Raw genomic sequence first — 15,352 nt, 5'->3', positions numbered from 1 at the left:
TATGCGCTCTCTTCAAAGTCACATTGTGGTAGGTTGAGCAAACTTGCCCGTGGAGCCAAAATCAGCATGTTTATCGTGGCCGGTGCCCCAGCACACTCATCTTTTAAGAAAACTCAACTCCTAAACCGTTTAACGTCCGTGAGTTCTGTTCAGTCTTTTGACAGCCAATGGGTTTATTTGTTTGACCAAGCGCTTAACGAGCAAGAGCAGCAATCTGCGCTCCAACTGCTTAATGATGGTGAACACTATACTTTACGTAAAGCAACGAGTGATGAAATTCAGATCCTTGTAACGCCACGTATTGGTACAATCTCGCCGTGGTCTTCTAAGGCAACTGATATTTTTGCCAACTGTAATACGCCTATACACCGCCTTGAACGCGGTGTTTTATTTACTCTAAAAGGCGTATCAGAACTTAATGCAGATTTAAAACTCGCATTACATGATCGTATGACTGAAAGCGTATTTGAGCAAATTGATGCTGCAACAGCGCTATTTTCAGAAACTGAACCAAAGCCTTTAAATGCAATTGATATTTTAGGTCAGGGTCGTGAGGCATTGGTAAAAGCCAATAATGAGTTTGGTTTTGCTCTTTCTGCTGAAGAAATTGATTATTTAACTGAAGCATTTATTAAACTTGGTCGTAATCCACACGATATTGAATTAATGATGTTTGCACAGGCAAACTCTGAACATTGTCGTCATAAAATTTTTGGTTCAGAGTGGACAATTGATGGTGAAGTACAGCCATTGTCACTGTTCCAAATGATTAAAAATACATATAAAGAGTCACCTACAGATGTGTTGTCAGCCTATAAAGACAATGCTTCTGTAATTGTTGGTTTTGATACTCATCGTTTCTATCCGAAGCAAGATCAAGATACTGGCCATTATGTATATAAATATAAGAGCCAAGCTGCACATATTTTGATGAAAGTAGAAACCCATAACCATCCAACAGCAATTGCGCCATTTGCGGGTGCTGCGACGGGTTCTGGTGGTGAGATCCGTGATGAAGGTGCAACTGGTCGTGGCGGTAAACCTAAAGCAGGTTTAACTGGCTTTACAACTTCAAATTTAAATATTCCTGGTTTTGAACAGCCATGGGAAGAAAATTACGGTAAACCTTCACGTATTGCTTCACCTTTACAAATTATGATTGAAGGACCATTAGGAGGGGCGGCATTTAACAATGAATTTGGTCGTCCAGCACTGAATGGTTATTTCCGTACTTTTGAACAAAACGTTAATGGTGATGTAAAAGGTTTCCATAAACCGATTATGATTGCTGGTGGTTATGGCAACATTCGTCCTGATCATGTAGAAAAAGATGCGATTCAACCAGGTGATTTGCTCATCGTTCTTGGTGGCCCAGCAATGCTTATTGGCCTTGGTGGTGGTGCTGCATCTTCAGTTGACAGCGGTACAATGGGTGAAAGCTTAGACTTTGCTTCGGTACAACGTGAAAACCCGGAAATGGAACGTCGTTGTCAAGAAGTGATTGATACATGCTGGCGTTTAGAAGATGCGAACCCAATCGTATCTGTACATGATGTTGGTGCAGGTGGTATTTCTAATGCAATGCCAGAACTGGTAAATGATCATGAGCTTGGTGCGGTTTTAGATTTACGTAAAATTCCTTCGCTAGAGCCTGGCATGTCACCAATGGAAATTTGGTCAAACGAAGCTCAAGAGCGCTATGTTTTGGCTATTCGTCCAGAATCATTGGAACAATTTGAAACTATTTGTGCGCGCGAACGTTGCCCATTTGCTGTACTTGGTGAAGCAACAGAAGCGCGTGAGCTTGTTGTTGAAGATCCATTATTTGAAAATAATGCGGTTGATATGCCAATGCAAGTATTGCTTGGCGGCACACCACGTATGAGTCGTAGCTATGACAGTGCGCCACGTAAAGGCAATGATTTTGATGAAAATACAGTCGATTTAAAAGATGCGATCTTCCGTGTTTTGAAGAATCCAACTGTTGCATCAAAGTCTTTCTTAATTACGATTGGCGACCGTTCTATTACTGGTATGGTTGCACGTGACCAAATGGTTGGTCCTTGGCAAGTTCCAGTTGCAGATGCTGCTGTGACAACGACAAGTTTACAAGGCTTTACTGGTGAAGCAATGGCAATGGGTGAACGTCCACCAGTTGCATTATTGAATCCAGCTGCTTCTGCACGTTTATCTGTTGCTGAAGCCATTTCTAATATTATGTGTGCCAATATCGACCAAATTAGCGATATTAAATTGTCTGCAAACTGGATGGCAGCGGCAGGTCAACCTGGCGAAGACCAAGCTTTGTTTGAAGGTGTAAAAGCCATTGGTATGGAAATGTGTCCAGCACTTGGCATTGCCATTCCTGTAGGTAAAGACTCATTGTCAATGCGTACAACTTGGCAAGATGAAGGCACAGATAAGTCAGTGACTTCACCAATGACAGGCGTGATTACAGCATTTGCTCCTGTTGTTGATGTACGTAAGACATTAACTCCAGAGCTTAAAGCAGACTTTGATAGCGTATTGGTACGTATTGACTTGTCTAAAGGTCAATTCCGTTTAGGCGGTTCGATCTTAAACCAAGTGTATAAGACCATTGGTCAAGTGACACCAGATGTTGACAACTTTGATGAGTTCAAAGCTTTCTTTGCATTAGTACAAGATTGGAACAACCGTGGTTTAATTCAAGCTTATCATGACATTGGTGATGGTGGCTTGTTGGCTACTGTTGCTGAAATGATGTTTGCTTCACGTCTTGGTGTTTCTTTACAAGATCAAACTGTGGCAGCATTATTTGCTGAAGAAATTGGTGCTGTATTGCAAATGCGCCGTGCCGATTGGGATGCTGTTCAAGCAGAACTTAGCAATACTGCAATGCAAGATGCCTTAAGTGTAGTGGGGCAATTGAACCAAACTGAACACTTAAATATTAATGGGTTAAGTTTGACTCGTGTAGAGTTGCAACAGGCTTGGACTGAGGTGTCTTACCAGATTCAGCGTTTACGTGATAACGTAGAAACCGCAGATCAAGAATATCAATTGATTGCTGACTCTGAACATAAGGGTTTAATTGCACAGCCAACATTTGATTTAAATGAACCAATTGAAGCACCATATTTAAATTCACGTCGTCCAAACATGGCGGTATTGCGTGAACAGGGTGTCAATGGTCATGTTGAAATGGCTGCAGCTTTTGATAAAGTCGGCTTTAATACTGTTGACGTTCACATGAGTGACTTACTTGCTGGTCATATTGACTTGGATGATTTCCAAGGGCTTGTGGCATGTGGTGGTTTCTCTTATGGTGACGTGCTTGGTGCTGGTGGTGGTTGGGCGAAATCAGTATTGTTCAATGCAAAATTACGTGACCAGTTTGAAAAATTCTTTAACCGTGAAGAAACATTTAGCTTAGGTGTTTGTAATGGTTGTCAAATGTTGTCTCAGCTTGCACCATTAATTCCAGGTGCAGATGCTTGGCCTCGTTTCCATCGTAACCGTTCGGAAATGTTTGAAGCTCGTGCAGTGAATGTTCGTGTTGAGAAGTCAAATTCGATTTTATTGGCAGACATGCATGGTTCGATTTTACCTGTAGCAGTTGCGCATGGTGAAGGTCGTGTGGTTGCCAATCTTGAGCAATTTGCAACATTAAAAGCACAGGATCAAGTGGTGCTTCGCTATGTAGATAGTCATGGTAAAGCAACAGAACAATATCCATTAAACCCGAACGGTTCTCCAGATGCGATCACAGGTTTAACGTCATTGGATGGTCGTGCAACAATTATGATGCCACATCCAGAACGTACTTTCCGTGCAGTACAGCATTCTTGGAAACCTGAAGAATGGACAGAAGATGGTGCATGGTTGCGTATGTTCCGTAATGCACGTAAGTTCGTGGGTTAATCTCTACTGAATTGTTTATTACAGACTATATTTTAATAGCATAAGCCACCTTGGGGTGGCTTTGTTGTTTTTAGAGCACTGGAAATATCAAGGTAATCAATATAATAGATATTAAGTCGCCTAAAGTAATGCATCTGAGTAACAATTGGAGATTTTAAAAAAATTGCTTTAATGTGATGGATAGATTAAATATTAGACATAAAGACTTCAGGGAGGTGCAGATTATGTTCAAGCCAGTCGTTTTACAGCATATAAATTTACAATCACAACAACGTTTACGTCAAAGGGGTTGGCGTTATTTCATCTTAGTAGTTTTAATACAGTTTTTCTTTATTCTTTGGGCTGCACTCAGTTATACGGCATCAGCATGATATTTATAGGCTTTAACTTTAGCGCAATGTGCAATACACTGCGTTAAAGTATTGCTTATAGTGTGGTTATGTTAACTCTGACCTATGCACATCATTCTTAAAAATTCAAACCTCACTTTTTAATGACAATGATCAATTTACAACAGCTAAAGTATTTATTTGTTTTACTGAGCGGTATGTGTATGACTGCTTGTTACCCAGTCTATAAAACTTTACAGCCAGAGTTAAATGTTCAAATACAGGATGAACAAGGTCAATTATTAGATCAAGTCCCCGTAATGTTAATGCGTGAACCGAGTGTGGGAATGGGGTATAGATATAGTGTTATAGATACTCAGCAGGGGCTTGCGCATTTCCCAAAACTTGCTGAGTGGAGAGTAGAGTTTATGCTGATTCATGGGGCTGTAGACTATCGGTGGTATGTATGTGTTGCTAAGCCTGGTTATGAAACCCAATCAAATGTTGATGTCGATCAGGAAGACCTTAAAATTGTTTTAAAAAAAATAGCCACTAAAAAGCAGAATTTTGAGGGATCATCTACAGCAAGTTGTGATCAATATCCATTTTTTCAAATTACTCCAGCCAATGAGATAGGTTAAAACAATGTTGAAACTTGTGTATTACGTACCGGAATCACACTTGGAACAGACAAAGACTGCCATTTTTACAGCAGGAGCTGGTCGATTTAATGGTTATGAGCACTGCGCATGGCAAGTTTTGGGCATGGGGCAATTTAAACCCATGATGGGGGCACAGCCATTTATTGGTCAGCCTGGGGTTTTAGAAAAAGTCCCTGAATGGCGAGTAGAGTTGGTTCTTGAAGAATCGTGTGCGAAAGCCGTATTAGCAGCATTAAAAACCAGTCATCCATATGAAGTACCTGCATATGAGTTTAGTCAACTGATAGAGGTTTAGTGTTGGCTGAATAGTCATTGCCACATAAAGATTGACTAAACTCACCCACAAGAACAAGTCTAATCAATCTTTACTAAATTTGGCTAATCGGAAACAATGGTAGATTAGATAGCGCTAGGAATAACGAGCTATTAGTTAAACTGAGTAAAGTCTGGTTTGCGTTTTTGCATAAAGGCTTGTACTGCTTCCTGCATTTCTGCCGATTTGACTCGGCGCATAAAAATTTCAGCTTCATCATCAATACATTGAATAATTTCCGCTAAATCTGATTTCATTAGTGCTTTGCTTTGTTTAAGAGAAGCTAAAGGAAGTGCGGCAAGATGTTGTGCTTGTTGCTGTGCATGGGCATAAACATCATTTTCAATACTGGTAATTAAACCTGCATTTAAGGCTTTTTCACTATTAAATTTTTGTGCTGTAAACATCAGTTCAGCAGCTTTTAAATAACCAGCTTGTTTGCTGAGGAGGCGACTGGCAGCACCTTCGGGTGAGAGACCAAGGCTAACAAAAGGAATTTGGAACAGCGCTGTTTCATCACTGTAGACCATGTCAGCATGCAATAAAATAGTTACCCCAATGCCAATGGCAACACCGCGTACTGCAATGATAAGAGGTTTAGAAAAACGAGCAGCAGATTTTAGAAGTACAAAAGGTGGCGCATCACCTGCTTTTTCTGGCAAAGGCATTTGGATGAATCGCATAAAATCTTGCATATCATTGCCTGCTGTGAAGTCGGCATCGGCACCTCTTAAGATGACCACTCGAACATCATTACTTTGGTCAGCTTCATCTAAAGCTTGGGCAATACATAAATATAAATCACTATATAATGCATTTTTAGCTTCAGGACGTTGAATGGCAAGCGTTAAAATGCCATGTTCTATTGTTGCTTTTAAATGTTGATGTGGCTGCTGAATACAATGCAATGTCATCGTGCTATCCTTGTTATATATTTCACTAGCTTAACTTAAACATTATGGCGTAAAAGAGTGACAAATATGTAACTCATGCGTCATGATCAATGAACAGACTATGATTGAACGATTTGATGATCTTATCTATATTGGCCGATTCCAACCTTTTCATGTTGCACATATGCAAACAGTACAAATTGCACTTGAGCAAAGTGAGCGGGTGATTCTCGCCTTGGGTTCTGCACAAGAACAACGCAATATTAAAAATCCGTTTAGTGCGACTGAACGTGAGCAAATGATTTTATCGAATTTTTCAGCTGCAGATCAGCAGCGTATTCGTTTTGTCCCCATTATAGATGTCTACAATGATGTTAAGTGGGTTAAATTGGTTAAAGATCAAGTTAATCAAGTGGTTGATCCAAAATCTAATGTTGGTCTCATTGGTCATTTTAAAGATGATTCGTCATATTATTTAGAACTGTTTCCAGAATGGACTTTATTGGAATTAGAAAGTCTAAAAGATGCGATTTCTGCAACGCCTTTACGTGAGGCTTATTATCGTGGTGAAATCTCCCAATCTCAGTTTCCAGCAGGAACAATTGCTTTTTTAGAGCAATTTAAACGTAATCCTGTTTATCAGCAGCTTCAGCAAAAATATCAAAACCGTGACCAAGGTAACCTCAGTTCATTTACTGTGGATTAAGCAGAGTATGTGACTATCTAGGTTTTGATTGTGTTGTGGTTGTTTTTTAAAAATGCTATATACAACATGATGTTGAATTTAATTTTATAGCTAACAGCAATTTTATCTGAACAGGGCAGATTAAAATATGGTGGGGCTGAAATTTGGGAATAGATGATTGGCATTATCTCAATCCACTGTAGGTTTAATTTGGTTATCGGGTGCAATTGCAGCTGATGTTTTATCTACTTTTTTCTCTGCAAAAGCCAATGGCTTAGAAGATAAGCTCAGCCAAGGCATAGCGGGTTTTCTCTATCTTGCTTCTTTTATTTGCTGTGCTATTGCATTGAAGTATATTCAAGCTGGTGTACTTTATGTGCTTTGGGCAGGTATTGGTGCAATAGCAACTGCATGTTTAGCGCAAGCGGTTCTTGGGCAGAAACTGGATTTGGCTGCTTGGATTGGTATGGGATTTATCATTATTGGGGTAACGGTTATTGCACAGTATTCCTCAATAGATGTTTAGCCAATTTTCTTCTATTACACATTATTGCAAATGAGCTGTCGTGACATGTCTTTTGTTACGGCTATATCCAAGATTAGGAAACTGAATGAAGTACAGTAAAAAGAAAATCATATTGTCCATTGTGCCTTTTTTTATTGTTTCTGCTTGTTCTAATGATGATGAACAGGCAATGTATTATGAGAATAGTAATAGTCGAACAATTGAAAATAGTGATGGTTCAATCAGTACTTGGTCAGAAGCAGATGAACAAATATTCAATTCCTATGATGATGCCAAGTGTAATGGCTACAATGGTAGTTTTGAGGATTGGGTTAAATTAACACAACTTTATCCAGGTAATCCTGATTTAGCTGCGCAGCATGCTGAGGAGGCAGGATTTAATGGGGGAAATGCAGTATTAGCAACAGTTGCTGGTCTTGCCATTGGTGCACTCGCAATGAATGCAATGGCTGGGCGTTCTGGTGTAAGTTATGATAGTTATACTCAACAACGTGCACGACAGCGTGTTTATGCAGCTCAGATGCGTAAACGAGAAGAAGAAAACTCATCAACCAGCTCACGGGTGGGAGGAACTGGATATAAGCATGTGTCACGTAATGGCTTCGGTGGTGCCATTTCAACAGGTGGTTAATTTGTGAAACGACATCATTTTCCAAAACGTGCAGATTATATTCAACAACTTGAGAACATTGGTTTTAATTATTGGGATTTACCTTCAGGACCAGAACAATTACCTTACTGGCAAGAGGGGGTAACTTACGCATTTTCAGAGACTCAAATTGATCGTATTCAAGAGGCTACGCAGTGTCTACATGATATGGCGATTGAAATGGTATCCTCAATGGTTAAGGCTGGAGACTATCCAGATTATTTTGCTTTAGATGAGCAAAGTAAACACTTGATTGAACAATCATGGTATCGGGCTGATCGTTCATTGTTAGGGCGTTTCGATCTGGTTTATGACGGCCATACCGAAATTAAAATGCTTGAATACAATGGCGACACACCTGTATCAATATTAGAGTGTAGCGTTGCACAGTGGCATTATATTGAACAATTAAGTCGCTTTCCTGAATCTTTGTCTGAAATCGTACCTGAGTTAATTTTTCCAGATCAGCTCCGTATTCAATATAATTTACTCGATGAGCATTTGCTTGAATATTGGCAACAATATTATAAACCACAGACTTTAATTCATTTTGCCGCATCTGGTGGATTTCGCCATGAGGATTGGGGCAATCTCATCTATATTATGGATACTGCAAGTCGAGCAGGTATGAAGGTCAAGGCATTGCAAATGCAAGAGATTGGCTGGACGGATACTCAGCAATTTGTTGATTTACAAGGCAGTGAAATTAAAAATATCTTTAAGTTATATCCGTGGGAATGGATGCGAGAAGAAAGCTTTGGTCAACATGTGAGTCAGGCTCGAACGCGGTGGATGGAACCTGCATGGAAAATGTTATTATCTAACAAAGCGATGCTAGTAAAACTGTGGCAGATGTTTCCTCACCATCCCTATTTACTTGCTGCGTATAGTGAAAAAGATTTAGCTCATATGCATGATGGGCAGTGGTGTAAAAAGGCTATACATGGTCGTGAAGGTGCCAATATTCATCGTGTACTGAAACATGAGGGTCAGATTGTGAGTGACCAGCTAGCTCAAGGCAGTCATTTTGTTGCTGAGTATGTCGATTGGGGATATGTATATCAAGCGTGGCATGATCTTCCTGTTCATGAGGGTTATCGCCCCATTATTGGCTCATGGGTTATTGATGATCGTGCATGTGGCATGTCAATTCGAGAAGATAAAAATTTAGTTACGGGCAATGACGCTTATTTTGCTAGCCATTTTTTTGTGCCTTATGCGCTCGAATCACGTTATCAGCGCCTCTATTCTGATGAGTAACAGACGTTAAGTGCTGGGGAGGGCAAGGGCTTGTGCTGCATTGGGGAGTAGTTGATGCATAAGCTGAATCAATGGTGGGCTTTGTTGTTTCCAATGATGCCAATATAAAGGAACATCTACACTGAATTGGGGGGCTAGCTCAATCAATTGATTTTGGTCTAATTCGGTACGCATCTGAATCCAGGGCACGAGGCCATAGCCGAGCCCAGCTTTGATGCACTCTAAAAAAGCACTTGATGACGGAATAAAGTGATGCGGATACTGTTGAAGTTGTAAACCATAGTGTTGAAAGAGCAATTCTCGATGCATCATATCATCTTGATTAAAAATCACAGCAGGTGCATTTAAAAGGCTTTGACGTGTTAGGCCTTGTTTAAAGTACTGCGTGATAAAGTTTGGGTTAGCTACCAAGAGATAACGCATATGACCTAAAAACTGTGCTTGGCACCCAGCAATCGCTTTGGATGATGTAGAAATACAAGCATTCACGATGCCTGTTTCAAGTAAATGCTGTGTCTGTGTTTGATCTGCAATGCATAATTCCAGCACAATTTTTTCAGTCTGCAAGCAATCTTTGAGACTAGGCAGTAACCATGTTTCTAAACTATCAGCGTTGCTGGCAATACGAATCTTATAAAAATCTTGAGATTGCTTTTGATTGTTTAGGTCTTGCAAAAAACTTTGTTGTAATAGTCGGCTATGCTGGAGGTGCTGTAAGAGCATGTGGCCCGTTTGAGTTGCCCGGCAAGGTCGTTCACGAATAATGAGAGCATGGCCTAAATGCTTTTCTAGTGATTGAATTCTCAAACTCACAGCGGCTGCTGTGATGTGTAAAATTTGGGCTGCAGCCTCAAAACTCCCTGTTTCAATCACTGCTAAAAAGGCTTCGCTTTGTTTGCTTTGCAACATATTTTTTACAAGCTAAGAAAAACTTAGTTTATCTGATTTTTATTTAGCTTTCTTTAATTTCTCTCACTTTAAATGATAATAGCACTTTGTTTACTCATGTGATGCTATTGGTTATGTTTTGGGTTTATGTAAAAGGTTTTTCAGTGAGTATGGGGCTTATTGTTGCCATTGGTGCACAAAATGCTTTTGTGCTCAAACAAGGGTTGAAACGTCAGCATGTATTTTGGTTGTGTTTGGTTTGTGCTCTATCTGATTCTATTTTAATTACTTTAGGGGTATATGGTTTCGCTAATGTTGTGACACTATACCCACAGCTACTACGGTTAGCTCAGTATTTTGGCGTGGTGTTTTTGCTTTGGTATGCATTTATACACTTTCGTCAGGCATTATATACGCAGCAAATACAGCCTTTAGATTTGAGTTCATCATCTACACTTGCACAATCAATATTGCTTTGTTTGGGGCTTACATGGCTGAATCCCCATGTTTATTTAGATACAGTCGTATTAATTGGCTCAATTTCAGCCCAGTTTAGTTCAGATAAACTTTACTTTGCTTTGGGGGCAATCTCAGCATCTTGGTTGTTCTTTTTTACTTTGGGTTATGCTGCAAGTATTATGGCGCCGTTGTTTCAAAGTGTAAAAGCGTGGCGTGTACTGGATTTAATCATTGGCTTGGTCATGGTGATGATCGCAATTTCTTTATTCAATATGCAGCTATAAGTCATCAGACGATCATCATAGGATACCGATTAAAAACTTAAACGTTTGCTTGTAGTGTTTTGAGGTCAGCTAAAATTTGTTCAGCATGACCCGCTGCTTTCACTTTACGATAGCTTTTAACTAAAGTTGATTGATGGAAGATGAAACTTGAACGTTCAACGCCCATAACTTGTTTGCCATACATGTTTTTTTCTTTGATGACATCAAATAGATTGCATAATACTTGCTCTTTATCACTAATTAAATTGATGCTTAGAGATTGTTTGGTTGTAAAGTTTTGATGTGCTTTCACTGAATCACGTGATACACCAATTACAGTACAGTTAAGCGCTGTGAATTGTTCTTTCATAGTTGAAAAATCAGTGGCTTGTGTGGTGCAACCTGGGGTTGAGTCTTTAGGATAAAAATAGATAATCAACCATGGAGTCTCAACTTGAGTTAAGTTAATTTCACCTGTTGTGGTTGGGAACATTTGGTCTGGTAGTTGAATTGTTTCTAATGACATTAAGCTAAACACCCTGTAATGATATTAATTTGTAAAAAAAACGAGCCACGTTGGAGTGGCTCGTTTTTCACTTAAACAACATATTGAATACTATACATGTTATTTATTATTTCGCTTGCGCAGCTTTCATTGCAGCTTCAGTTAATGTTTGCAATTTAGTGGTGAGCTGAGGACCAAAACATGTTTTGAGTGCTTGGTTCTGTTGTTGTACAAAGGTTAGGGTAGAAGGACTTTTCTTTTGGTTGATCGTACTTTGAATTTGCCATTTTTGTGCATTTGTCAATTTACCATCAGACTCAATTGCACAGCTACAGTATTTTGCAACTTCAGCAGCAGTTAATTTACCACCCTTACTTGTTTCAGTTTTACATACATTAATTAATGCAGATTTTACATCGGTGCTTTTATAGGCTTGTTGTAAATCAGCTTCTGCTGCAAAAGCAGCTGACGTTACCCCTGCAGATACTGCAAATAAAGCTGATGTTAATACGCGAGTTGTTAAAATATTCATATAAGTGTACCTAATTATTGAGGAATATAGCGTGTAGGATCCGTGATTCCTGCATCGATGAAACCTTGTTTTCTTAAGCGGCAGCTGTCACATTTTCCGCATGCACGTCCTTGATTATCTGCCTGATAACAAGATACTGTCTGCGCATAGTCTACGCCATGTTCTAGGCCAAGACCAATGATTGCTGCTTTGGATAAATGTAACAAAGGTGTTTCAATTTTCAAAGGTTTTCCTTCGATGCCTGCTTTTGTCGCAAGTGATGCAAGTTGCGCAAATGCTTCAATAAATTCAGGGCGGCAATCTGGGTAACCAGAATAGTCAACAGCATTAATTCCAATAACAATTGCATCTGCTTGATAAACTTCAGCAGCAGCGAGCGCATAGGAAAGGAAAATGGTATTTCGTGCAGGTACGTAAGTTACAGGTATACCTTGTTGTTCTTGAACAGGAATATCAATTGAGTGATCAGTAAGAGCAGAACCACCCAACTGACCTAAATCAATATTAATGACACGATGTTCAACGCCAGCTGCTTGGGTTAGCGCTTTGGCTGCATCAAGCTCTGTATTTGAGCGTTGTCCGTACATAAAGCTGATGGCAATACATTCATAGCGTGCCTGTGCCCAAGCTAAACAAGTAGTTGAGTCTAAGCCGCCAGATAATAAAACAATGGCACGAGGGCGCATGAGTATTCTCCACATGTTACATAAGTTTAGGATGTTAAAGCTTAACGTCCTGTTTCATCATTCCAAAGTAATTTATGTAATTGCAATTGAAAGCGAACAGGTAAATGATCTTCTAAGATCCACTGAGCTAGATCTCTTGCAAGCTCAGGTAAGCGAATTGCCCCTTTTTCAATTGCAAAGGCAGGTGAGAACCAAACGGTGCTGACTTTATCTTGCAATTGATGTTGTATCAGTTGTTCTTTTGCCCAGAGATAATCTTCTCTATTACAAATGACAAACTTAATTTGGTCATGTGGGGTGAGATGGTTAAGGTTACTAAGTAAATTACGCTGTTGTTCACCAGAGCTTGGTGTCTTTAAATCGAGTACTTTTGATATCCGTGGATCAACTTTAGCAACATCTAAAGCACCACTGGTTTCTAAAGAGATCTCACAGCCTTGTTGAATAAGACGATCCATTAATGGATATACGTTGGGCTGTGCTAAAGGCTCACCACCTGTTACACATATATAAGGGGTATTAAAGGCAAGCGTAGTTGCAATAATTTCATCTAAGGAGCGACGTTCTCCTCCCTCAAATGAATAGGTTGTATCACAATAAGTACAGCGCAGCGGGCAGCCTGTTAAACGGATAAACACCGTAGGAAGTCCGGCTGCATTGGCTTCACCTTGCAAAGAGTAAAAAATCTCAGTAATGCGTAATCCCGCAGCTGGATCTGAGACAGGAATTGCAGTTGAACGAAGCGTTTGCATAGCACCTTTGACCATAGAATAGAAAATAAAAAATCTCTACGATCATGACTAACCGTAGAGACTTATAAAGAAAAGATTAGTCTTCGCGTAGTAGATCATTCAGACTAGTTTTAGCACGTGTTTGAGCGTCAACTTTTTTGACAATGATTGCTGCATATAGGCTGTATTTACCATCTTTAGAAGGTAAGCTACCTGGCACAACAACAGAACCAGCTGGTACACGGCCGTAATGGATTTCACCAGTTTCACGATCATAAATACGTGTTGATTGACCAATGTAAACGCCCATTGAAATTACTGCGCCTTCTTCAACAATTACACCCTCAACAATTTCAGAGCGTGCACCAATAAAGCAGTTATCTTCAATAATTGTTGGGTTTGCTTGTAATGGTTCAAGTACACCACCAATACCTACACCACCTGACAAGTGAACATTTTTACCAATTTGAGCACATGAACCTACTGTAGCCCATGTATCTACCATTGTGCCTTCATCTACATAAGCACCAATGTTGACATAAGATGGCATCAACACAACATTTTTTGCTTGAAAACTACCTTTACGTGCAACAGCTGGTGGTACAACACGAACGCCAGCAGCTTTGAATTGTTCATCTGTCCAACCTGCAAATTTAGTATCTACTTTATCGTAGAAACCAAGTTGGCCAGCTTCGATTGGTTGATTATCATTGAGTTTGAAAGAAAGCAAAACTGCTTTTTTTAACCATTGATGAACAACCCATTCACCATTTATTTTTTCAGCAACACGTAAGCTACCATTATCAAGTGCTTCAATGGCTTGTTCTACTGCTTGACGAATTTCAGCAGGGCAGTCCGTTGCTGAAAAATTTGCACGATTTTCAAAAGCTTGTTCAATGATTGTTGAAAGCTGCGACATAATCTTCCTTCCCAATAAAATTTCAAGGATTTTACACTATATTGTAGCATTGGGCGCTAAAAAATAGTCCATAGTCACGAACTTATGTTTTAAATTGCATAAAGTAAAAATAGCACAGGGCCATATAATTAATAATTTTTAAATAATTGAATGAAATAAAACATGAAATTAATTTAAAATGTATCAAAAAATAACAAAAAAAATCAAATTTTTTATTAAATAGTAATTATTAGTCGTATATTATTTAGCAAGTTAAGAAAAATCGCTATTACTAAAATATCAATCAATTAACCAAAGTTTCTTAAAGGAAATATATATGAAGATTGTGAAATACACAGCAGCTGTCGCAGCATTAACCGTTTCAAGTTTGACCATGGCTGATTCTGGTGTGATTCAAAGTGGCAGTACTTTTGATAAGAACCAACTTATACCATCTGGAGTACGTGCTGAAGTAGGTACTACAGGTTATGGTGGTGCAATTCTCTGGAGTATTAACCCATATGTAGGTTTGGCTTTAGGCTATAACGGCGGTGACATTTCATGGTCTGATGATTTAAAAGTCAATGGTTCTAAATATGACATGGAGATGGATAACAAAACAGCATATTTAAATGCTGAAATCCGTCCATGGGGTGCCAGTGATAATACTTTTGCCAAGAGTTTCTATGTAGCTGCGGGTGTGGGCTATATTGACAATGATTATGATCTTGATCGCCGTGTGAGCGCAAACCGAGGTTTCTCTGTAAATGGTAAAGACTTTATTGCTGGTGAAAATGGTGTGCATATTGCGGGTTCAATGAAGTATGACAACGATATTGCACCTTATGTAGGCCTAGGTATTGCACCTAAATTTAATAAAAACTGGGGCGTATTTGGTGAAGTGGGTGCTTATTATACTGGGAATCCAAAAGCCAGTTTAAGTCGTGTTTCAGGCGATGCAATTCCTGGACCCAATGATTTAGGAACAGAGCTTGCGAATGAAGAGCGTAAAATCCAAGACAAGAGCCGTTATGAGTGGATGCCAGTTGGTAAAGTTGGTGTGAACTTCTATTGGTAATTTAAAGTTTATAGTTGTCATATTTTTGTCATAAAAAAACGAGCCTTGGCTCGTTTTTTTATTATTAATTAAAGTTAAAAAATAAAGACTAC

17 protein-coding genes are annotated in these 15,352 nt (G+C 39.3%); 10 read left to right on the top strand and 7 right to left on the bottom strand.

The features are described 5' to 3' along the window. Positions 1-66: 66 nt before the first annotated feature. The 4 genes from purL to RFH42_RS03740 all read left to right on the top strand — a co-directional run bounded on the left by purL (position 67) and on the right by RFH42_RS03740 (position 5,189). The gene (gene purL / locus RFH42_RS03755) at positions 67-3,903 is read left to right on the top strand and encodes a phosphoribosylformylglycinamidine synthase (protein WP_308974215.1); all 3,837 of its coding nucleotides are present in this window, start codon (positions 67-69) and stop codon (positions 3,901-3,903) included. Between the two features lie 224 nt (positions 3,904-4,127). Then, positions 4,128-4,274 carry a hypothetical protein gene (locus tag RFH42_RS03750; RefSeq protein WP_308974214.1) on the top strand — a complete coding sequence of 49 codons (147 nt, stop codon included), beginning with the start codon at positions 4,128-4,130 and terminating at the stop codon, positions 4,272-4,274. A gap of 182 nt (positions 4,275-4,456) precedes the next feature. After that, positions 4,457-4,873 (top strand): hypothetical protein, encoded by a 417-nt coding sequence (locus tag RFH42_RS03745; RefSeq protein WP_308974213.1) that lies wholly within the window; start codon positions 4,457-4,459, stop codon positions 4,871-4,873. 4 nt (positions 4,874-4,877) lie between these two features. After that, positions 4,878-5,189 carry an NGG1p interacting factor NIF3 gene (locus RFH42_RS03740; RefSeq protein WP_308974212.1) on the top strand — a complete coding sequence of 104 codons (312 nt, stop codon included), beginning with the start codon at positions 4,878-4,880 and terminating at the stop codon, positions 5,187-5,189. A gap of 131 nt (positions 5,190-5,320) precedes the next feature. Here RFH42_RS03740 and RFH42_RS03735 read toward each other — a convergent pair whose 3' ends face one another. Continuing rightward, complete coding sequence (locus tag RFH42_RS03735; protein WP_308974211.1) at positions 5,321-6,121, bottom strand: enoyl-CoA hydratase-related protein; 801 nt, start codon at positions 6,119-6,121, stop codon at positions 5,321-5,323. A gap of 100 nt (positions 6,122-6,221) precedes the next feature. Here RFH42_RS03735 and RFH42_RS03730 point away from each other — a divergent pair, with 100 nt between their 5' ends. The 4 genes from RFH42_RS03730 to RFH42_RS03715 all read left to right on the top strand — a co-directional run bounded on the left by RFH42_RS03730 (position 6,222) and on the right by RFH42_RS03715 (position 9,220). Next, positions 6,222-6,806, top strand: a complete 585-nt coding sequence (locus RFH42_RS03730) for a nicotinate-nicotinamide nucleotide adenylyltransferase (protein WP_308974210.1) — start codon at positions 6,222-6,224, stop codon at positions 6,804-6,806. A gap of 157 nt (positions 6,807-6,963) precedes the next feature. Next, positions 6,964-7,311, top strand: coding sequence for a DMT family transporter (locus tag RFH42_RS03725; protein ID WP_308974209.1), 348 nt, complete (start codon positions 6,964-6,966; stop codon positions 7,309-7,311). Positions 7,312-7,396: 85 nt separating this feature from the next. Continuing rightward, positions 7,397-7,942, top strand: a complete 546-nt coding sequence (locus RFH42_RS03720; RefSeq protein WP_308974208.1) for a hypothetical protein — start codon at positions 7,397-7,399, stop codon at positions 7,940-7,942. A gap of 3 nt (positions 7,943-7,945) precedes the next feature. After that, positions 7,946-9,220 (top strand): glutathionylspermidine synthase family protein, encoded by a 1,275-nt coding sequence (locus RFH42_RS03715; RefSeq protein ID WP_308974207.1) that lies wholly within the window; start codon positions 7,946-7,948, stop codon positions 9,218-9,220. Between the two features lie 6 nt (positions 9,221-9,226). Here the strand turns inward: RFH42_RS03715 and RFH42_RS03710 are convergent, their stop codons facing one another. Continuing rightward, positions 9,227-10,129, bottom strand: a complete 903-nt coding sequence (locus RFH42_RS03710) for a LysR family transcriptional regulator ArgP (protein WP_308974206.1) — start codon at positions 10,127-10,129, stop codon at positions 9,227-9,229. A 113-nt stretch (positions 10,130-10,242) separates the two neighbouring features. Between RFH42_RS03710 and RFH42_RS03705 the strand changes: the two genes are divergently transcribed. After that, entirely contained in the window at positions 10,243-10,851 is a 609-nt protein-coding gene (locus tag RFH42_RS03705; RefSeq protein WP_308974205.1) for a LysE/ArgO family amino acid transporter, read from the top strand. 37 nt (positions 10,852-10,888) lie between these two features. On the opposite strand, the gene RFH42_RS03700 is transcribed toward RFH42_RS03705, so the two are convergent. The 5 genes from RFH42_RS03700 to dapD all read right to left on the bottom strand — a co-directional run bounded on the left by RFH42_RS03700 (position 10,889) and on the right by dapD (position 14,203). Then, positions 10,889-11,356: a peroxiredoxin gene (locus RFH42_RS03700; protein ID WP_308974204.1), complete on the bottom strand. Its 468-nt coding sequence runs from the start codon at positions 11,354-11,356 to the stop codon at positions 10,889-10,891. Positions 11,357-11,462: 106 nt separating this feature from the next. Beyond that, positions 11,463-11,867, bottom strand: a complete 405-nt coding sequence (locus RFH42_RS03695; RefSeq protein ID WP_308974203.1) for a hypothetical protein — start codon at positions 11,865-11,867, stop codon at positions 11,463-11,465. A 14-nt stretch (positions 11,868-11,881) separates the two neighbouring features. After that, positions 11,882-12,553, bottom strand: a complete 672-nt coding sequence (gene queC / locus RFH42_RS03690; RefSeq protein ID WP_308974202.1) for a 7-cyano-7-deazaguanine synthase QueC — start codon at positions 12,551-12,553, stop codon at positions 11,882-11,884. Between the two features lie 41 nt (positions 12,554-12,594). Then, a complete protein-coding gene (gene queE / locus RFH42_RS03685; protein WP_308974201.1) occupies positions 12,595-13,305 on the bottom strand; it encodes a 7-carboxy-7-deazaguanine synthase QueE in 711 nt (236 codons plus the stop codon). Between the two features lie 76 nt (positions 13,306-13,381). Then, on the bottom strand, positions 13,382-14,203 hold the full coding sequence (gene dapD, locus RFH42_RS03680) for a 2,3,4,5-tetrahydropyridine-2,6-dicarboxylate N-succinyltransferase (RefSeq protein ID WP_308974200.1): 822 nt from the start codon (positions 14,201-14,203) through the stop codon (positions 13,382-13,384). A gap of 316 nt (positions 14,204-14,519) precedes the next feature. Between dapD and carO the strand changes: the two genes are divergently transcribed. Continuing rightward, complete coding sequence (carO, locus tag RFH42_RS03675) at positions 14,520-15,260, top strand: ornithine uptake porin CarO (RefSeq protein ID WP_308974198.1); 741 nt, start codon at positions 14,520-14,522, stop codon at positions 15,258-15,260. Positions 15,261-15,352 lie beyond the last annotated feature (92 nt).

It is taken from the genome of Acinetobacter rudis, from assembly GCF_031157835.1.
Taxonomy (GTDB): Bacteria; Pseudomonadota; Gammaproteobacteria; order Pseudomonadales; family Moraxellaceae; genus Acinetobacter; species Acinetobacter rudis_A.
Note: the sequence above shows the minus strand (reverse complement) of the source record. Positions and strands in the feature narration are given on the sequence as shown.